Origin of the sequence: Alkalihalobacterium sp. APHAB7, assembly GCF_048323755.1 — a bacterium.
Classification (GTDB): domain Bacteria; phylum Bacillota; class Bacilli; order Bacillales; family Bacillaceae_F; genus Alkalihalobacterium.
The window spans coordinates 20920-41871 of record NZ_JBLWFS010000022.1 but is presented as its reverse complement, the minus strand read 5'-3'; the positions used below and the strand labels follow the sequence as shown (position 1 = coordinate 41871).

General features: G+C 37.2%; 16 protein-coding genes and 1 riboswitch. Of the genes, 6 read left to right on the top strand and 10 right to left on the bottom strand.

Going from position 1 to position 20952, the window contains the following annotated elements; translation table 11 throughout:
- Window positions 1-53 precede the first annotated feature (53 nt).
- Window positions 54-164, bottom strand: a riboswitch (TPP riboswitch).
- A gap of 260 nt (window positions 165-424) precedes the next feature.
- Window positions 425-1609: a peptidase gene (locus ACNSTQ_RS17645; protein ID WP_418201128.1), complete on the bottom strand. Its 1185-nt coding sequence runs from the start codon at window positions 1607-1609 to the stop codon at window positions 425-427.
- 177 nt (window positions 1610-1786) lie between these two features.
- Window positions 1787-2932: an HD domain-containing phosphohydrolase gene (locus ACNSTQ_RS17640; RefSeq protein WP_418201127.1), complete on the bottom strand. Its 1146-nt coding sequence runs from the start codon at window positions 2930-2932 to the stop codon at window positions 1787-1789.
- Window positions 2933-3602: 670 nt separating this feature from the next.
- Here ACNSTQ_RS17640 and ACNSTQ_RS17635 point away from each other — a divergent pair.
- The gene (locus ACNSTQ_RS17635) at window positions 3603-3905 is read left to right on the top strand and encodes a hypothetical protein (RefSeq protein ID WP_418201126.1); all 303 of its coding nucleotides are present in this window, start codon (window positions 3603-3605) and stop codon (window positions 3903-3905) included.
- Window positions 3906-4016: 111 nt separating this feature from the next.
- On the opposite strand, the gene ACNSTQ_RS17630 is transcribed toward ACNSTQ_RS17635, so the two are convergent.
- From ACNSTQ_RS17630 to ACNSTQ_RS17620, 3 genes are all read right to left on the bottom strand, one after another.
- The gene (locus tag ACNSTQ_RS17630) at window positions 4017-5612 is read right to left on the bottom strand and encodes a diguanylate cyclase (protein WP_418201125.1); all 1596 of its coding nucleotides are present in this window, start codon (window positions 5610-5612) and stop codon (window positions 4017-4019) included.
- A gap of 363 nt (window positions 5613-5975) precedes the next feature.
- Window positions 5976-6545: a cupin domain-containing protein gene (locus ACNSTQ_RS17625; RefSeq protein ID WP_418201124.1), complete on the bottom strand. Its 570-nt coding sequence runs from the start codon at window positions 6543-6545 to the stop codon at window positions 5976-5978.
- Window positions 6546-7069: 524 nt separating this feature from the next.
- Window positions 7070-7903: an ion transporter gene (locus tag ACNSTQ_RS17620; protein ID WP_418201123.1), complete on the bottom strand. Its 834-nt coding sequence runs from the start codon at window positions 7901-7903 to the stop codon at window positions 7070-7072.
- 575 nt (window positions 7904-8478) lie between these two features.
- On the opposite strand from ACNSTQ_RS17620, the gene ACNSTQ_RS17615 reads away from it, so the two are divergent.
- Both ACNSTQ_RS17615 and ACNSTQ_RS17610 read left to right on the top strand, forming a co-directional pair.
- Window positions 8479-10029, top strand: coding sequence for a BCCT family transporter (locus ACNSTQ_RS17615; RefSeq protein ID WP_418201122.1), 1551 nt, complete (start codon window positions 8479-8481; stop codon window positions 10027-10029).
- 310 nt (window positions 10030-10339) lie between these two features.
- The gene (locus ACNSTQ_RS17610; protein WP_418201121.1) at window positions 10340-10462 is read left to right on the top strand and encodes a hypothetical protein; all 123 of its coding nucleotides are present in this window, start codon (window positions 10340-10342) and stop codon (window positions 10460-10462) included.
- Between the two features lie 186 nt (window positions 10463-10648).
- On the opposite strand, the gene ACNSTQ_RS17605 is transcribed toward ACNSTQ_RS17610, so the two are convergent.
- Window positions 10649-11116 carry a DMP19 family protein gene (locus ACNSTQ_RS17605; RefSeq protein WP_418201120.1) on the bottom strand — a complete coding sequence of 156 codons (468 nt, stop codon included), beginning with the start codon at window positions 11114-11116 and terminating at the stop codon, window positions 10649-10651.
- Between the two features lie 150 nt (window positions 11117-11266).
- The gene (locus tag ACNSTQ_RS17600) at window positions 11267-12214 is read right to left on the bottom strand and encodes a DMT family transporter (protein WP_418201119.1); all 948 of its coding nucleotides are present in this window, start codon (window positions 12212-12214) and stop codon (window positions 11267-11269) included.
- 184 nt (window positions 12215-12398) lie between these two features.
- Here ACNSTQ_RS17600 and ACNSTQ_RS17595 point away from each other — a divergent pair, with 184 nt between their 5' ends.
- The gene (locus ACNSTQ_RS17595) at window positions 12399-12902 is read left to right on the top strand and encodes an Lrp/AsnC family transcriptional regulator (RefSeq protein WP_418201118.1); all 504 of its coding nucleotides are present in this window, start codon (window positions 12399-12401) and stop codon (window positions 12900-12902) included.
- A 615-nt stretch (window positions 12903-13517) separates the two neighbouring features.
- Here ACNSTQ_RS17595 and ACNSTQ_RS17590 read toward each other — a convergent pair.
- The 3 genes from ACNSTQ_RS17590 to ACNSTQ_RS17580 form a co-directional block, all read right to left on the bottom strand.
- Complete coding sequence (locus tag ACNSTQ_RS17590) at window positions 13518-14516, bottom strand: DUF3231 family protein (RefSeq protein WP_418201117.1); 999 nt, start codon at window positions 14514-14516, stop codon at window positions 13518-13520.
- A 129-nt stretch (window positions 14517-14645) separates the two neighbouring features.
- Window positions 14646-16493 (bottom strand): helix-turn-helix domain-containing protein, encoded by a 1848-nt coding sequence (locus tag ACNSTQ_RS17585; protein WP_418201116.1) that lies wholly within the window; start codon window positions 16491-16493, stop codon window positions 14646-14648.
- Entirely contained in the window at window positions 16462-17703 is a 1242-nt protein-coding gene (locus tag ACNSTQ_RS17580) for a M20 family metallopeptidase (protein ID WP_418201115.1), read from the bottom strand. The genes ACNSTQ_RS17585 and ACNSTQ_RS17580 overlap by 32 nt, the downstream gene beginning before the upstream one ends.
- 293 nt (window positions 17704-17996) lie before the next feature.
- Between ACNSTQ_RS17580 and ACNSTQ_RS17575 the strand changes: the two genes are divergently transcribed.
- Window positions 17997-19538: an AbgT family transporter gene (locus ACNSTQ_RS17575; RefSeq protein WP_418201114.1), complete on the top strand. Its 1542-nt coding sequence runs from the start codon at window positions 17997-17999 to the stop codon at window positions 19536-19538.
- A gap of 17 nt (window positions 19539-19555) precedes the next feature.
- On the top strand, window positions 19556-20851 hold the full coding sequence (locus ACNSTQ_RS17570; RefSeq protein WP_418201113.1) for a Zn-dependent hydrolase: 1296 nt from the start codon (window positions 19556-19558) through the stop codon (window positions 20849-20851).
- Window positions 20852-20952: the final 101 nt, after the last annotated feature.

Here is a 20952-nt window from a genome sequence, read left to right as displayed (position 1 = left end):
AAGTCTAGAACTGCATGCAAAAAAACCAGGTCAAAAATATGGACCTAGTCATAGTTCAAACTCAACTACTTCCCTACGCTGGTATCATCCAGATCAGGTCCTGAGGGTCAAAAAGTCTGTTCCTTTTTTCTCAGCCTGAACGACAGGCTCCCCTAGTAGAGCATATTCTCTTGGTAAATCTTTCTAATCTATTTTATAACTTGATCAAATATAAATCAATTCAAATGTTTGTATCATTTAATAGAATTTTTATGAGTATCGGTGTAACTTTTAATATATCCCCGCAAAAATTCACGATAAATCGGCGTAACTTTGCTTTTATCGGCGCAATTCACGATAAATCGGCGTAACTTTAGTTTTATCGGCGCAACTTACAATATATCGGCATAATTTTGATTAAATCGTATAACAGTGCTTCTGATTCCTATACCGCATCCTCCGCACGATTTTTAATCCACGAATACAGCAATAACCCGAGGATCAACACGAATTGTCCAACAAAAACGGCTGCATCCCAAAAGACAGGATCGCTAATCGGTTGGAGAAAGCCTGGAAGTATTTTCGTAAAAGCGTAGATTGTTTGCGGAATAAAATAAAAGAGAAATAAACTGCAAGTTAATAAGATCCCCGTTACAAAAAAAATAGAATACAGCTTCACCGTTTTCTCTTCGCCAGCAAACGTTTCCGTCGCCGGTGGGCTTTTGATCCACGGCAACCACTGACTTAACAGCTTTCTCCCATTTTCCATCACATTGTAACAACCTGTGCAATTTTCAAACACATAATATAAATCCGTTTTCATGTAAAAACAACATTGATAGATCGTGCGAATGAAGATATCAAGTACGACAAGCCCTAAAATTCCCGCAATCAAACCGTGATTCACACCGAAAAAGAGCTGCAGACTTAAGGCGATAAAAAGCATCAACTGATCAAAGCATAATCCGCCAAAGTACAATCTATTTCTTTGTTTCGGTGCGAGCTTCCATGCAGGTGTTAAATCCGTTTCAAATACAACAAAAAATAGTCGGTGTCCGATCCCGAGTTTTGCGGGTAAATCATATGAGCGAACCGCTAAAATATGTCCAAATTCATGGATCAAAACAAGCACCAAAGAAACACCCATCCATAACAACAAACTTGGCATGACCGTTTCAAATAAAAAGATGTCCTTATAACTAGGAAAGGATTGCGGGTTAACAATTAAAAATAAGACGTTAACAGCGAGTAAACCAACATACAATTTATTCGAGAAACGGTTAAAAAAGACACGTCCAACACTCGAGGGAATCCATGTAAACCCCGACTCTACTGGACGGCTCTTCTTCACTTCAACCGTTACCCCGTCTACTTCTTTTATTAACTGTAATTCCAAAAGTTGTTCGGCAAAATCAACCAGATCAACCGTTTCTTCCGGGTACCTTTGCTTGAGCTCGATTTCAATTTGTTCTAGTAAAACCCCTTGATTAATCTGTTCAATTGCATCAATACAAACTTGCGGCATCTCATAGAACTCGCCTGATGTCACTTCTTCGACTATATAATGTTTTTTATCTTTACGAATAGTTAACGAATGTAAGGTCAGTTTCGTTTGAAGTGATAGCTTCATGTTCGTGCCTTCCTTCTATAAAATAAATAAGGATGCCAAATGTTTCTAGCATCCTTTTTAATAAAATATCATCATTAATTAACGTCCAAAATACGTGCACCACCAGCAAGTTAATTTGATCTTTTTTAGTTTACGAATTTTCATAGTTTGTCACCTCCTTTTCTCTGTATAATTAAATCATTCTACTTTCGTGTCTTGCCATGGGTAGTTTTTATGATAGTCACACCAAGAAGGATAAACTTTTTCAAATAACTCTACTAACTGAGGATCAAACTGAGAGCCTTTCCCATCCACTATTCTTTTATAGGCTTCGCTAACCGGCAATGCTGAACGGTAAGATCTAGAAGAAGTCATCGCATCAAAGGCATCGGCTACTGATGTAATTCTAGCTAATAATGGTATGTTCGCACCTTGTAATTGTTCTGGATAACCCTTCCCATCCCAACGTTCATGATGATACTTAATCACATCAAGGTGTTCGGCTACTCCGTTAACGTGTTTAACAGCTTGAGCTCCAACAGCCGGATGGGTCTTAATCATTTCAAATTCTTCTTCAGTGAGTCTACCTGGCTTCATTAGTATGGAGTCAGGTATATGGATTTTACCGATGTCATGCAACAAACATACATTATAAAATGTTTTCAGTTCATCTGTTTTGAATTTCCCTGTTTCTTTAGCTAAGGACATGGCATAATCGGCTACTCTTTCACTGTGGCCTCTAGTGTAAGGATCCTTCAGCTCTAGAGTTGAAATAATTCCTTTTACAATCCCCTCTAACTGTTTATCATAGGAGTTCTTAAGAGCTGATAAATAACTAATAAAACGATTGAGAAGAATGAAAGCTATTAAGGCTAAAACCACTACAATTAGCATCGGCTGCATCACAGCAAGGTCTTGGATCACTAAGCCCACAATACTTAAACGCACAATAGTACCTAATGAAACGAGTATAAAATATAACTTATTTACAAAAATAGGAGAAAACAATATAATCATGAGTTCGACTATGTTCCCGCTACTATACGAATTTGGGTTGTCCCAATAAATGATGATGTCGTTAAAAATTGTTAAAATTGAAAAAGTAAAAAAATAAACGTATTTGATCGTTTCAGGTTTATTTTTTTTTAATTGATAAATCGCTATTGGTAATAGTCCAATCATGATAATATGAAACCAATATCCTAAACCTTCACTAGGTAATCCTGGCTCTGCTCTCATAAAAAAATAATAAATAATATCGTAAGAAAACAAAATGATATAAAATAGCAATAAAAACCACTTAATGGTTTGTTGCTCTTCATTTAATCTAATTTGATTATGCATCACTAACTCCTAACTACAATTACTACTGCGACAAATATCTATCAGATTCTACCAATTATTTCATAAGTCGAGTTTTTACGCTATTTTAATACTACAATAATTAGTAGTTTTTCACTATGATATTAATACCTATTTTTGATTGTTACTATTGTCTTATAAAATTGGAAATTGAGTAAGTCGATATGTCTTTGGTCCACAATTTATACCTTTATATCCCATAAATAGGATAAATTTAGTGGGGATAGTTAAAGGTGTTATTGAAAAATTATTCCTCTTCAACCTATTGGACTAGCAAAACTGTTAAATGCTGTTTTAATAGGACTTTACAAGTCAAATAATCAAGGGTTTAATTAACTACGTTTAAATTTTTTTCATTATGATTGCGTCTCGGAATTCTTTGTATACAATAGAAGTAGGCTCTTTTTACAAAGATTGTTGCTCCGTGCTTTTGGACCGTAAGCCAAGCGAATGCTTGGCTCTTCACGCTATGCGTGAAGCTTTTGAAAATAAAACAGCCGTTCAGACAAATCAATTTGTCTTGAAAAGGCTATTTTATTTTCAAAAAACGGTCCAAAAGCAACAAAGTTTACGAAAACAGCCTAGAAGTAAGAACCTCCAACCGTTCTTGTTGGTAATAATGAGATCTATATAAATGAAAGGAAATATAGGAATGATAAAAAAATCTGATATTCACGAACGATTAGCATCGTTAATTGGACAAGAATTAACTAATGAAAACTTACATGAAGCCTTGTTCTGTGAAGAAAAACATCAAAAAATTCGTCGCCGCGTTCGAAACGGAACACATGCTTATTTAAAATACAGGATTAGGACTGCCCAAAACCATAACGCACAGCCCGTCGTCGACATTACTATTTCAGGTACCCCGAACATTTATCGCTTGGCACTCGAAGAAAAAGACGGGAAACTGATCATTCAATCCGAGCCAAGAATTAATTTTTCGGTTTTATAAGCTTTTTACGTATGATTAGTTGGTATATAACGCATACAAAACACCTATCACACATACGGATAGGTGTTTTTCTTGTCTCTTCTCTTTACTTAATGCAATGCAACCCACTCTTCAGACACTATTACGCAATTCGTCATTCGGTGACCAAATCATTGTCCTGTTTCTACCACTAGATTTTGATTGATATAAAGCTTTATCTGCAAATAAAAACAAATCATCCAACGAATTTGTGTGGAATGGGAATTCTGATATCCCCAAAGAAACAGTAATTGGTATTCCTACAGGTGTGTTTGTATTCTCCAGTTTAGTTCGAACTTTTTCTGCAACGATAAGAGCTTCCTTTGAAGTAGTACTCGGAAGTAATAAAACAAACTCTTCTCCTCCAAATCGAAAGAAATGATCTTGTTTACGAATAAGAGCTTGAACCGTGTTCGATAAGTATTTTAAAACTTCATCCCCTTGTAGATGTCCATAAGTATCATTGATTGATTTAAAATGATCAATATCAATTAACACTAGTGAAAAGGGTTGTCCGTCATTCACCAATCTCGTCATAACTTCATTAAACTTTCGTCGATTTGGTAAGTCAGTAAGTGTGTCTGTCATGGCTTCTTCCACAAGTTTTTTATTATTTTGTTGAACGGCTTCTATAGCCATTTTTACACTTTGAGTTAAAAGGTCTGCTTCTCGATTCCAATGAGATTCAGGAACAGATACCTGTACGTCTTTTTCAGAACCAAGTTGGTTGACGATGTCGGCCAACTCAATAAATGGTTTAGCAAGTTTTCTAGCAAAAATTAAAGATATTACCAATATTACAATAAAAGGGAATAGTACAGTATAGATCAAATTTTGAATGTGATTTTTTAATAATTCATTAACAAAAGAAACAGGTGTTTGTTGGACGACTCCCCAACTTATTTCAGGAATATAGTTGTAAGCGGCATACATAGGGACACCTTTCGTATTGACAACCTGCTCCTTGCCGCTTTTTCCTTGTAATAACTTAGAAACTACTGTATTTTCCCTCACATCGTCTCCAATGCGATTAACGTCAGGATGAAATAGTAACTTTCCTTCTGGTCCAACGACATAGTAATAAGATCCATTACTATCGATAAAGTCGTTCCCTAGAATTTCATTTAGAACGTTCGGTTCTTGCAGATAGACCGTTCCCCCAATAATGCCTTTGTAATTTCCTTCACTATCAAAGAAAGGTTCACTCAATAATACTAACATTCGTCCTGACGGTGCGATATAAGGAGGTGTTAACATAGGTACTTTCGTATCAACTACCTCTTTCGTCATGCCTGTAACCGCTTCCCCTTTTAACCCAACACTGATAGGTGCTATATTTTGAATGACACCTGTTTCATCTACCCATGCGAGTGAATTAAAATATCTACTGCTTTTCTTTAAAAGTTCAAGAAATTCTTGAATCTCTTCGTCTGTCATCTGAGGGTTAGTTGAAAGAAAGTAGCTGATCTCTTGCAAGTTAATCTTCATTGACTTAAACAGCGAGTCAACAGAACTGCTTATTTTCTCTGACTTTGAATAATTTAAAGATAAATAGGTATCTATCAATGACCGCTTCTCGGACTGATAAGATGCAAACAATAAGATAACACTGGTTAATAGAAAAGATGTAGTAATAAGACTAATTAGCAATGTAGTCAGTTTAAATTTTCGCCTAAATAATGTTTTCATGATTAATATCCAATCCTAAAAAGTACATTTGGTAATTTCCTTAACTTTTATATTATACATAAAAACTAGTAAAAAAAGCCTGTTTTCACTAGTTTAAAAAATTGTTAATCAATTTGAAAGTCTGATTCGGTTCCGTAACTCGTATTAAGATCATCCAAAAACAAAGGTATAGATGAATAATGCGATTAGGTATAATCATACTTTTTTCTAGATACTTCCTTTTTCCGTTGTTCAATATATACCTTACCATAAAAAATCAAAACGAGACCTAGATCTGTATGACTCAACAACATTAAGGTTCTTATCCATATAAAAAGATGCAGTGATTCACATCTCTGCACCATATTGTTATAATCAGAAAAACTATTTGGCTTGTAAGTATTCTGGTAGATATTTTTTCATTAACGCCTTCTCTACTCCAAGCCACCTGCCTAAATTCGCTAAGTTATTAAATAATAGATATTGCACAGGTTTTGGGATTTCACAAATATACGTATCTTGCATTTTTAAGATTAAGGCTGTATGAATTATATTTTTAGGCATTCCTTTTTCGTTGACCTTTCCGTCCTCAATTAAACCATAACCAATCCGCATCGATTCTTCAAATTGATGGCCAGGAGTTAACCTAACAGTAAACGTCACCGGTTCATTCGAAGAATTAGTAAAACGATGGTTAACACCTACTGGTATGGTCACTTGATCGCGTGGCGTTAATTTCATTTCTTTGTCCCGAACCGTAACTGTTAATTCCCCTTCCTCTACTTCAAACATTTCTTCAAATGCTAAATGATAATGAAGAGGTGGCCCTTCACCCTCAGGCGGGAGTTTGACACGAATAAATAAGTACTCATCATTCGTTTCGTGACAGCATTCAACAAAGGTAATTTCCTCTCCTGTAATCCCATGGACAATGGTTCGTTCTATTGTACTCAAAGCTTACACTTCCTTTCATCTATTGTAACGCTTGCTAAGTGAACGCATTCAACCGTAACAAATGAAATCCAGTCACGTTAACATTATGGATTTGACGTTATGAGGTATAACATCTAGCATTCCTGGAGTTTTGCAAACCGATTAGTACTTTTGTGACATATTATATCTAAATATTGAATTGAATTCCGTTTTTTTGGTAAAATTATGACTTTTTTTATGACTATTATCACGAGGTGTAAGTCTATAGTCCTATTTCGTTAATCAAAATTCTTTTACCTGATACAGACCAACAAAACGTGCAGAAGAGAAAACAGCTGTAGTCGAAGAGGTTTAAATAGACGAGGAGGAAATTCTTAAGGAAGAACCACAGGAACTAACAGGAGATCAGCAAGTGATGGCGTATACAATGGATATCGGTACGACCTTACAAGATAAAGGTGCTGATCACAGTATTAGTCGTATGCATCGATCGATAAACAAAAAAAGCTAAAGTCTCACAAACCGCTGACTTTAGCTTTTTATATCTATTGATTGATTTTATTGTTTTGATTAATAAGCAATTGTTTAATTTCCTCAATATCAGTCTTCAGCTCTTGATTTTCTTTAAATAATCGAGTCATCTGTTCCTCACGTTTTGCATCGTCGTCTTGGCCTAAATAGCTTAAGATTACAGCGACGACAAGGTTCAAGATGACTAATGCTCCGATAATGATGAATGATACAAAGTATACCCAAGCCCACGGCACTTCATTAATGATCGGTCGGGCAACTTGACTCGCCCACGACTCAAACGTTACGACTTGCATTAACGTGAACAGCGCTGTATGGAAGCTTCCGAAAAACTCATACGGAAGAACGTCACTAAAGAAGGTTGTCCCAATGATCGCATAAATAGAAAATAACAGGATCGATAAGCCTAAGATCCCTGTTAACGCTGGGACGGACTTCAATAATGAGTCAATGATTTTTCGTAAGGCTGGAATCGCTGGGATCATCCGGATTAAACGTAACACTCGGATCAGACGTAAAACGCTGACAAAAGGCGTTGAATAGAAGACTAGACTTCCGATAACGATTATAAAATCAAAGATATTCCAACGATCTCGAAAATAGCCTTTGAAGCCGAGCCCCATCATTTTCATGAACAATTCGACCACAAACACCCAAACAATAATTTTATCTAACGCTAGTAATACGCTGTTTCCAGTCAAATAAGTCTCAGTCACAATGATAAGACCGTTTAAAAGGATAATACCAATTACGATCGGTTGAAAATATTTATGCTCAACGAGTTGTCTCATGGTTTCTCTAAAGGAACTACGATTTGAATTTAGTTCTTCGTTGTTTTTTAATTCCATCTCTCTCCACCACTTATCCTTTCCCATTCGCTTCTATCTTTTTTTTATTTTATCAGTTTCATAAATTTACATGCTAGATTTCTAAAGTAAGCAGTATAGCAACTTTAATAAAAAAATTTTACATATGAAAAAACCACACTTTAAAACCGTCATGTGGTGACTTTACTATTTTACAACACCTTAAAGCTGGTGAGAAATTTTTACACTTAGATCTATTATTATATCATAAACTAGAATGAATTCCTATTCTATTTCAATCTAACGGCTGTTTACTTTTCATGTTTTACTTGTGCTGGCAGGAATAGTATTACTCTTCAAGTGTATGTTTCAAGTACTAACCTCTCATTATTTCAAATTTTTAATTTATTAAAATCGGAACTATTCTAGATCATTATCTAGTAATTCTCCTTATTTCCTGTCATTTTTACTATATATCTATATACAAGATGCACACTCCCTAGATATCGCTTATTTTGCGGATAGCAACTCACAAATAGGAATGGTATGATTTCAGCTTACGTCTTTTCAAAGACAAATAACATATTTTCAATAACGAAAATTTTAGGAGGATATTTGTGAAACAAAATAGTAATCTTGACTGGCCCGTATTACTGATTAGTGGCGGGTTGCTCGTTTTATTTGTGTTAACATCGATCATTAACGAAGACCTTGTAGGTCATTTAGTGAACAGTTCATTTAATTTGTCTGTTCAATACTTTGGAGCGTTTTGGCAAGTTCTCATGCTTGCCACGTTTGTTGTCGCGATTGGAATGGCCGTCTCCAAATACGGGAACATTCAATTAGGAAATAAAGAAAAGCCAGAAATGAGTACATTTAAATGGATTTCTATTATAATGTGTACGTTATTAGCCGGTGGTGGCGTGTTTTGGGCCGCTGCTGAACCGATGTATCACTTCTTAACGGTTCCACCTATGTTTGATGGCGTAGAAGCTGCAACCGAACAGGCAATCATTCCTGCCTTGTCTCAGTCCTTTATGGATTGGGGATTTCTAGCTTGGGCAATCTTAGGTACATTAAGTGCAGTCGTGATGATGTACGGACATTATCATCGAGGCATGCCGTTAAAACCTAGAACTCTTCTTTATCCGATCTTTGGCGAAAAAATAAAGGAAAAAAGTGTTCTAGGAACATTAGTCGATTCTTTTGCCATTATTGCTGTAGCTGCGGGAACAATCGGACCGATTGGATTTCTTGGCTTACAAGCAGCCTACGGTTTAGAAAGTCTGTTTGGCATTCCAAATGTTTATGTAACGCAACTATTGATTATTATTGGATTAATTACGATCGCTTCAATATCTGCTGTTACTGGAATCCATAAAGGAATCCAGTTGTTAAGCCGCTTTAATGTTCTTTTTACTTTACTTTTAATTGTTACCGTAATCCTTCTTGGGCCCGGCGCTTTTATCTTTGATGCCTTCATTGGCACGATGGGAACTTATATGCATAGTTTCTTGGAGATTAGTTTGTATCGTGGGGATAGTGATTGGTTAGCTTATTGGACTGTTTTCTTCTGGGGATGGTTTATCGGATATGGTCCAATGATGGCGATCTTCATCAGTCGTATTTCTCGTGGTCGAACACTGCGTGAGTTATTTCTAGCAGTAGCTATTATCGCACCGATTGTAACTAACTTCTGGTTTACAGTTGTAGGCGGCTCAGGGATTTACTATGAATTACTTAAGCCTGGTTCAGTTTCAGATGCGTTAACTTCTGGAGGAATGCCTGCCGCGATGATCGCCATAACGCAACAACTTCCTTTGGGGACATTAATGGCAGCTGCGTTCTTATTAGTAACGATCGTCTTTGTAGCAACAACTACCGATTCGATGTCGTATACGATTTCTATGGCTATTACAGGAAGTGATAACCCATCAAGGAGCCTGCGTGTATTTTGGGCTGTTGTCATGGGGGCCGTTGCCGTAATCCTCTTAGCCATCGGTGAAGGTAGTATCGGTGCATTGCAATCCTTTATCGTTGTAACGGCAGTTCCCGTTTCACTCATTCTATTACCGATGATTTGGTTAGCACCGAAAGTAGCGCGTACATTAGCGTTAGAACAAAATATTATTAAAGAGAATAAACAGAGAACTAAAAAAATTAGTTAATATTTGGTAAACTATCAATAAATGGTGTTAATTATAATGCAATAAAGTCTTGGGAACCTCGAATTGTAGGTTCCCTTTGATTTTGTTTGCTCATTAATGCTTTAATCCTTGTTAATTTAATTACTAATCAACTACATATTCCACCTAAACTATTCAAAGGAATTAATGGAATTTTATGTTAAACTAAGATGTGTAGTAATATTCTTCAACTAACGTGAAGTAGAGAAAAATAGTTTAAATTGTTTAAAATCGTAGTCTTTAGACTTATTTAACAAGAAAAAATTATGAGTATTGAGGAGAACGGATATAAATGCAAACAATAGCTTTTATCGTAGCACTAATAGCAATGGGATTTGCTTTTGACGCTGACTCAAAAGTTAAAAAGTTACAGAAAAGAGTAGAAGAATTAGAGAGAAATAAAAATAATGAATAGTTATTCTCACCTAATATTTTATTAACGGGGAGAGTTAGTTGAAGAAAATTAAATGAAGGACCACACTTGTTAGATAGGACTAATAGGTGTGGTCCTTTTATTATCAAATACTTTACTTATCTTCTATTTTAAATTAAATTAAAAAGCTGTCCGTTTTTGTATGAAGTTACGCTACGTAAATAACAACTATTCTACTATTTCGATTATATTCTCATAAACTTTAACAAAATAATGTTCTAATAACTTCTCTAATTGTCCATTAAGGTTTTGATACGCTTGATCTGCTTTTTCGATTACTTGATAAAAATCACCTTCTGCTGCTTCATCATTTTCTAACGCCTGAAATAAGCTCCATAATTTCTCGCCATATTCTTTTTCAATTTTGGCGTAATCGTGAGCACCGATTTTATCTAGGATACTCGTCAGGTTCCTTACGTAATTCGTAATTCCGACTTCCTCAATATGCCCTGAAAACCAATTAAGTAAGCTTTCATGACCACCGCTTTCAAGTTCGGAATAGTAAGTGTAGACCATGTATATATCATTTGCAACTTCATTTTCAGTCGGAAAATTATATTCTGCCATTACAGTAATAACTGCATTCCAAATCTCTTCTTTTGTTGCTAGGTCTTTTCTTTTCATTTTGTACTTCACTTATACTCCTCCATTCAATCCTCATCCAATTTCTGTGTGATGTACTTTAAGAATACCAAGTTTAGGTTTAGGTGAACACAGTTTATGTAGTTGGTAAGGTCTAAATCGAACAAAGGGTGACTTGTACTTGGTATTGTTAACCTTACGAACCTAACTTACCCGTCCAACTTTTCCTTGTATCGGATTTTGAACTAGTTTTCTAGATGAATAACCCTTCTCTTTAAAATATGTAAATAAGTAACAACCAGTAATCACAATGGCACTGCCGATGATTTGGATAAAGGTCATTCTTTCTCCAAGTAAAAGAAAAGCTAGAATTACTGTAAAAACGGGGTTGAAATTAAGAAAAAGTCCGGCTGTTGATGCTCCTAAATTTTTCACACCAATATTCCATAAAACGATGCAAACAACGGTTGAAATGGCACCAGTATATAAAATCGAATATACAAACGTTGCATTAATATTTGTCACCGTAAAATTAGAGACGTTAAACGGGAATAAAATCAGCAGGCCGAAAATTCCAGAGTACAATGTAGCCATCATCGGTGATGTGTAATTCATCGCCCATTTACTGAGGACAACATAAATTCCCCATATACAAACAGCTCCGATCATAAATGCATCCCCAAGATTAAATTGAAATGAAAACAATTGTTCAATATTACCATTCGTTAATACGAGCAATACACCAAATAAGGAAATGAACATCGCGGCTACTTGAAAAAAAGTTATTTTCTCTTTCAGAAAAACAAAAGAAAAAAAGGCAATCGATAGCGCAATTAAGGTGGAGATTAACCCTACATTTGTCGCTGACGTATGCTCTAGTGCCATAAACTGTAAAACATTAAATAACACAACTCCAGTCAGTCCCATTAATAGTAATGGGAGCACAGCCTTTCGTGAAGGTAAAATCTTCTTCTCCACACCCCATACAATCGGAAATAAACATAGAACTGCGATAAGCCACCGTAGCGTTGTTAATGTCATTGGGGAAGCATGCTCGACAAGCCACTTTCCTACAATAAAATTTCCCGCCCATAAAAAACTCGTCAAAAGTAATAACCCAAAATAGAAATACCGCACCTCAAACTCCCCCACCTGTACTCATTTCGCCTTTTCATATTAATAACTGTAACATTTATAGTTCATATTCAAAATAATCTTTTGTATAATAGAATTTAATTAAAAAATTTTAAAGTTTAATAGGTAGTTTGGTTTAATTTCTTCTGTTTTCACATATGATAAACGGCTAAATTTGGAATAATTTAAAGGAGGAATTTTGATGGAATCGATCGTTAGTAAAGTGCTCGATCAAGTGGACATTCAAATTTTAGACATTCTGCAAAAACAAGCACACGTAAGCAATGCAGAAATCGCTAGACGCGTCAATTTGTCTTCGCCAGCTGTCCACACAAGAATTAAACGGTTAGAACAGGAAGGCTATATCAGTCGACAAGTGGCGATCTTAAATCCTGAGAAATTAGGTTTTGATTTACTATGCTTTGTTTTTATTAGTTCCAATATCCATCATGCTGAGAAATTGGATCTTTTAGAAGAAGCCTTTTGCCAAATGCCTGAGGTGTTAGAATGTCATTGCTTAACTGGAGAATATGACTATCTATTAAAGGTTGCCAATAAAGACCGCAGAGACTTGCAAACGTTTATTCGAAAATTAAATAAGCTGGGGATAACGAAAATCCAAACCAGCTTAGGGCTAAGAGAAATAAAATATTCGTCTGTATTACCTATTTGGGATGAAGATGGTGATCAGGAGGATGAAAGTTAGGTTGATAGATTGTTTAGAAGTTGAGTGTTTGGTTGTTGTGGGGCGTGATACTGTTGAGGACATCATGATATTTCTGTTGTGGAGGCGTCCTGCCGAACACATTGGGGCGGACATTTCTGTGTGCATCCAGGGGGAAAACCTGGTTGTAGAGGTTGTAGAGGTTGTAGCGGTCTCCTATGCTGTTGAACAAGTAAACACTGGATTCCTTCTTGATTAGTATAGTTGGAAGCGAGATTGAAGCTGTGCACTACATAAAAGCGGACTCCAGAGGCCCTTATTTGTGAAAAAAACAGTATTTTCATGAGTTTAGGGACCTCAGAAGCTCTTATTCTCGGAAAAACCCGTCTTTCATACATGGAATTTGCCAAATAAGGTCCACTCAGTGCCCTAACATTTCGGAAATACTAGATTTGAACGAAATAAGGGCCTCTCGGTGCCATAAAAGTTTATCGGCCCTTATTCCACATATTAATCGTATCTGCTGCTATCGTGAACCCTGCATCATCAACCTTCAACATTTCTTAATGCTCTATCTAATTACTAAGATAGCTTCACTACCCGTTAAATCAATAATCAAGTGGAGGAATCCACAAATTACTTCAACTCTAACTATTTTTAAAATATGATTCTGTCTTGTTGCGGCGGCTGTTCAAGCCAATGATTTTCGATCATTATACTTTCAGCCTTTTTGGCTATCTTCATCGTATCGTTTATCAGGTTCATGTAGTGTTTCTTTAAATCATTTCTCATGCTTGTAGACAATGATGTAGCATAATCAGCTAGTCCCGCCCCTGATAAAACAGTGATCTCATACATCATTAGTCGATCCGAAAATGGAGGGTGAGTTGAACTAAAAACTTGAGTTTCAGATGGCATGGGTGCTGGTAATTGACTTCCTGTTAGGAATTGCGTTAGTGAATTGACTATTTTTCCTGAAAGCTGACTTGCATTTTCCATGAATTCTCTCACTTCTTTTTTATCTGCCGTTTGTCCAAAACCTTTTGTTATTGCATTACCAATTACATTGGCTTCAATATTTGCGAAAACATGTGAAATTTCAACTGCATTTAAAAAGCGTTGGTCATTTAATAAATTCATTCCATTTAAATAGTCTTTATCTTCAATAAAATCCGCTTTTTTCGGTGGTTCAATAAATGGCGGTCTTGTATAAAGTCCTTTTTTTAACAACAAGTCACTGACTTCATTAAATACGGAAGTTGCCTTGGATAAACAGTCCTCAAAATGATCTCTAACATCTTTCCGAGTGGACATCGTAAACATTAACCCACAAGAGGCTACCATCGCTCTTGATAAATTTTTTATGTATATTAAAGAAAAAGAGTCAGAAAAAAGTCTTGGTGCATTTACATCAACATCTTGGCTACTAAAAGCAGTTGGAATTGGGATTTGTTCAGAATGTAAAAGCTGTTTGCACGTCTCTTTTGACTGTTCTATGTTTTGATAAGTATTCTTAAGAACGTTTAATACCTCAGAGTCTTCTGCTTTTGCTATAAAATACTCTATCATACAAATACTATGTGTGTGATTAATGTAAGCACTCCATAATGATGCCATTTCTGATGAGGTGAATTTTATATTTTCGTGAGAACCCATAAAACAAAACTCCAATCCACTCTAGTTATTTAGTCTTATTATTTCTCACGATCTTCATACTATACTTATCTTATTTTCAAAAAAGTGAATAGATATGAAATAAGATTTGAACAGCTAAACGAAAAAGTTCTATGATTTCCTTTCCCCTCTATCCAAATACTGATATAAATTCAATGCCATATGTATATCAAGAAATTGGCGGCTGTCCGAGAAGTCGGTATCGAGAATTTTCTCGGCTCGCTTCAGCCTGTAGGATAACGTATTTAAATGGACATGCATCGCTTCGGCCGTTTGCTTTAAATTTTGATTATGGTCGAGGTATAGAATTAATGTTTCTAATAGTTCACTTCGTTTCGTAGACTCGTATGTAAGTAAGGGCCCTAACGTTTCGTTTACATAATCCTGCAGTTCTTCTTTAGAATTTTGCAATAAAAGACGTTGGACGCCTAAGTCTTTGTATTTCAGCACATCTAATTTTAGCCCGTAACTTTTAATGAATTGAATACATTTCAAAGCTTCATTAATTGCTTTTTTCGCTTTTTCAAGACTGTCGTAATACCTTCCGACTCCGGTGATGATCTGAACATTCCAATGTTTAAAGAGGATGAGATTTTTTACATACGCAATCAGTTCCCCTTGAGCAAAATCACGCGCGGCTTTAGATACTTGGTCTTCGAACGATAAAATAACGACAACTTGATCTCCTCTTAAAACCGCCATTCCGTTCGTAAAATGTTGTGAGATGTATTGTTGGATAAAATCAACAAACTGCCGTTTCAAATTTACCACGCGCTTATCAGTAGGCGTTAACTCTTCAAATGAAAAAACAACTGAACTGTAATGACTATCATTGGTTAACCGTAAATGCTTCGCTCGTTGGTAAAAGGTGTCATCGAGACGATCCGATAGCAATTCGTCGATAAATTCCCCTTTTAATGATTGTTCAGTATCAAATATCGCATGGTTTTTTAAAATCTCCAATGAAATAACGGTACATGCATGACCGAGCGCAGCTATGATCATTTTACTAATATGGCTGTCAGCAAGGATCGTTAAAACCCCAAGATTTCGCTCGGCGGACCCAATATGAAAAATAAATACGGACAATTCATTCCCGTTCGAACAGTTCATTTTAAGAGGTCGACTAGCGATGACCTTCTTTCTAGATTGTTCAGCTACAGTTAAAATGTGATAAACCTGGTCATATGTAAAAGGAGACTCGACCGTGCTCGCGAGGACTTGTCCAAACTCATTCAACAGAATCGCATCATATCCAATGTTGTCATAAATATATTGAATAATCGAGTTAAGACCTTCCCCTTTTAGAACAAGATCCGTTAAGCTTGTATGAATATCGATTGACCTTGTCAGTACTTCGTTTTGTTCTGTCATCTTTTCATTTAACGTTTGCAGTTTCGTTAAATGGGTTTCTTTTTCTTGATACAAATTGGCTTTTTCCAGTGCAACCGCTGCTTGATGCGAGATTGCTTCTAATAGATTAATATCTTCCTGAGTGAAATGGTGTTCGGAATGAAAGCAATCTAACGTGATCACACCGATTGATTTACCATTTCGAATAATCGGCGAACATATCGCAGAATAAGGAAAATTAGGAATGGAACTTTCCAGTTGAGCAAAATTATCACCACTCAGCGAGGCAATCGTTTTTCTCACTTGTTCTTGTGTAGGGAAAATAAGACAATTTTTAGCAAGAAAAGCTAAGCCAGTCATTGATTCTCCTGGCTTTAGCTTCACATTACCAACAATCTTCTGTTCAAATCCTTGCGCGGATTTTGCTACGAGTACTTCTTCTTTTTCATCGTACAAGAAGAGGACGCCACCGTCAGCTGCATCGATCGCGTTGATCGTTTCGCGCATAATGGAATCGATCGTATCGACGATGTTTAATGAAGAGTTTAATACATTAGACACTTCCATTAAGAGTTTAAGTTGTTTTCTGCTTAACGTCTCTTTCATTCGTACTTCCCTCTTCTCTTCCGTTGCCGTTTGTTCCATCTTCCATATATTCGATCACTGCTTTTGTTAAAACTTTCGCGGCAATCAGCATTGATTTTTCATCAAGATTAAACTTCGGATGATGGTGCGGGTAGACGATCCCTTCCGCCTCATTTCCTGCCCCCGTAAAGAAAAAGGTACCTGGTACCTTCTGTAGGTAGTAGGCAAAGTCTTCTCCACCCATCATTGGCGCCATTTTTTTAACATTCTCTTCACCGACAATTGTTTTCGCCACTTGAGCCAGATGATTCGTTTCCGCTTCATGATTGACAACGGCTGGGTACCCTTTTCGATACTCAAATTTATACGTTGCTCCAGATGCCTCACAAACACCTTTTAAATGTCGCTCCAGTTTCTCAATAATTTCATCTTGGACTGCTGGATCAAATGTTCGCACCGTTCCATTTAGCTTCACTTTGTCTGCGATTACGTTAAACGCATTTCCAGCATGGAAGGAACCGACACTAATGACAGCTGATTTTAACGGGTCCATGTTTCGGCTGACAATTTGTTGAATGCTCGTTACAAATTGTGAGGCAACGACAATGGAGTCGATTGTCTCATGTGGCGCGGCACCGTGACCCCCTTTTCCAATAATTTCGATATCAAACGCATCAGCTGCTGCCATTACTGGTCCTGAGCAATACGACACTTCGCCAACTGGCATCGTTGACCAAATATGAGTACCAAAGATCGCATCAACTCCATCTAAACAGCCGTCTTCGATCATTGGCTTCGCTCCTCCAGGTGATAACTCTTCGGCGAATTGATGAATGAGAACGACATTCCCGCTAAGCTCGTGACGATTTTCCGATAACGCTTTTGCAATTCCAACTAAAGTAGCCGTGTGCGCATCGTGCCCACATGCATGCATGACCCCAGGTATTTTTGATTGGTAAGGCACATCCGTTTCTTCTTGAATCGGTAATGCATCAAAATCGGCACGAACGGCAATCGTTTTACCCGGTTTCCCACCACGAATCCAACCGACAACCCCACGGCCTCCAACACCACGTTTCACTTCAATTCCTAACTCTTCTAGGTATTCAGCGATCATGATTGGTGTTTTTACTTCTTCAAATGAAAGCTCAGGATTTTCGTGTAAGTATCTTCTTAGCTCTACCATTTCAGGGTATAACTCTTCTAATCGATCTAATAGTTTCGTACTCAATTAACATCCCTCATTCTATATTTATATATTTTCTGAATGATTATACAATTTAATAGATATGTAGATCTATGTTTCGTTTCACTAAATTATAGTAGATATTTTTGTGAAATGTAACTACTTTTTTGAATATTCTTCACTTGAATTTGTTAACGAACATATTTTTACAATATACTTTTGTGGGTTATCACAAAAAACTTAATCATTTTTTGTTACACTACTATACTATTTTTATGTACAATCAAAAGCATCACAAAAAATATAATAATCAGAATATTCTTAAAGGGGGAGTTTTAATGGGACAACCGAACGTAGAGCCAAAGGTTCCAAATCAAAAAAAATCTGGATTGTTTCATATGTTCTTAAACTTCATCGAACGTATTGGTAACAAACTTCCAGACCCGGTGACATTATTCATCATTTTTGCATTACTTGTTATTATTGCTTCTCATTTTGCAGCGATGGCAGGAGTTAGTGTTGTCAATCCAGCGACAGGAGAAACGGTAGCCGCCATTAGCTTAATGACCAAAGAAGGAATTCAAATGATCATGACGAAAATGGTCAGTAACTTTGCTCAATTCCCTCCACTCGGACTTGTCCTCGTGACGATGATCGGTGTTGGTGTTGCTGAAGGTGTTGGACTCATTTCTGCTTTATTAAAGAAAGTTGTGTTAGGCTCGCCGAAAGCTCTCATTACGATCTCCATTGTGTTTGCTGGTATTTTAGCGAATATGGCCGGTGACGCTGGATTTATCGTCCTTCCTCCAATTGCCGCTCTCGTCTTTATGAGTGTTGGACGTCATCCGATTGCCGGAATGGTGGCAGCGTACGCAGCGGTTGCGGGTGGATTTAGTGCCAACTTGATCGTAAACATGCTTGATGCCCTATTAGCTGGCTTTACACAAGAAGCAGGGCGAATTATTGACCCCACATTTATCGCCAATCCAGCGATGAACTATTATTTCTTAGCGGCATCAGCGGTTATCATTATCCCGTTAGCCGTTTGGATTACGGATAAAATCGTCGAACCACGTCTTGGTACATATACAGGACCACAAATGAAGTTAGAACAATTAACGGCTGTAGAAAATAAAGGTTTAAAATGGGCAGGAGTCACTACTTTAGTATACTTAGCCGTTATTGCTTTACTGATCGTTCCAACAAACGGTGCATTACGCGCTGAAGATGGTGGCATTATTATTTCACCATTTATGAGCTCACTTGTACCGATTATCATGGGCTTATTCTTATTTCCTGCTTTGGTGTATGGTATGATCACAAAAGTGATTCGTAATGATAAAGATGTTGCCGATACGATGGCTAAAAGTATGAGTACGATGGGAATGTACATTATCTTAGCCTTCTTCGCTGCTCAATTTATTTCTTATTTTAACTGGAGTAACTTAGGAATTATCCTAGCCATCACCGGCGCTGATTTCTTGAAGAGTATGAACTTTACCGGCATTCCATTATTAATTGGCTTTATACTTATTAGTGCGACATTGAATTTATTTATCGGAAGTTCGTCTGCAAAATGGGCGATTCTTGGACCGGTCTTCGTCCCGATGTTTATGTTATTAGGCTACGATCCAGCATTTACACAACTTGCATATCGTATTGGGGACTCAATTACAAACCCGATCACACCGATGTTTGCGTATTTTGCGATCTTACTTGCATTAGCTCGTCGTTACGATAAAAATCTAGGTCTAGGCTCTTTAATTGCAGTGATGCTTCCATACAGTATATTATTTGGATTAGCATGGATCGTCTTTTTCGTCTTCTGGTACTTCCTTGGCTTACCGTTGGGACCTGGAAGTGGCATTTATTTACCATAATAAAGGAGTGACATAGTTTGACTAACGTTTTTTCAAAAGAACGATTATTACAAGATGTAGAAAAATGTAAGACTTACCCAGCGATTGATCCCAAAGTGTTAACGGATCGCTTAGATGAGTTAGCTGCCATCGGAAAAACCTCTGATGGCGGTGTAACCCGCTTTGTCTATACGGATGAGGAAAAACAAGCAAAAGAATTATTTAAAAAATGGATCCGTGAAGCAGGTCTAACCGTTACTGAAGATACGGCAGGCAATCTATTCGCCCGATATGAAGGAACTGAACCTGAGTTGCCCGTCGTCATGACAGGTTCGCATATCGATAGTGTCCCTAATGGCGGTGCGTTCGATGGTCCTTTAGGTTGCTTAAGTTCTCTAATGGCGATTGAAGCGATGATCCAACAAAAAGAAAAACCGAAACGTTCGATTGAATTCGTGATTTTCGTCAATGAGGAAGGCTCTCGCTTTAAAAATGGGATCTTTGGAAGTCGCGCAATGATGGGCGAAGTTACCTATCATGAATTAGAGGCTCATCATGATGATGATGGCATAACGGTTGCTGAAGCGATGCGCCAACAAGGGTTGACCCCGGAAAACATTGAGCAAAAACCTAGAAAAGCCGAAGACATTTACGCCTTTTTAGAGTTACATATCGAGCAAGGAAAACAATTAGAATTAAATGAAGAAACGATCGGAATCGTGACGGGGATTGCCGGTCCATCTTGGCACACCTTTACGTTTTACGGTGAAACCGACCATGCCGGAAATACGCCGATGCATATGCGAAAAGATACCGTGACGGGTGCAGCTGAGTTCATTCTTGAAGTTGAAAAACTTCCGAGACAAATGAATGAAACCGCGGTAGCAACCGTCGGTAAAATGTACGTCTACCCGAATGGGACTAATGTCATCGCCGGGAAAACAGCGGTCAATGTTGATGCGAGAGACATTCACACCGATACCTTGGCTGAGCTGAACGAGCGAATCGTTGCAAAAGCACATGAAATCGCTGAAAAACGAGGCTTAACCGTGCATCACGAAAATCCAACCAATATCCCGCCGGTCCCTGTACCTGAAAACATTCAGACGTATATTAAACAGGCCGCCATCAATCACGATCTCCCCTACCGCCATCTAGTGAGCGGCGCTGGGCATGACGCGATGATTGTTGGAAAGTATGTTCCGGCTGGGATGATCTTCGTTCCAAGTGTGAACGGAAAAAGTCATTCACCCGAAGAATTTACGTACTTATCGGATTGCGTAGATGGTGTTGCGGTGATGAAGGATGTTTTATGGAAGCTAGCGAATGAATAGATGGTGTTTAGTAAAGTGAGTTAAACCAGAGCTAGTTCTAGTGTTTTGGGAAAAATTGATAAATACTTCAAATAACACAATAAACCCAACCCATGAGGAGT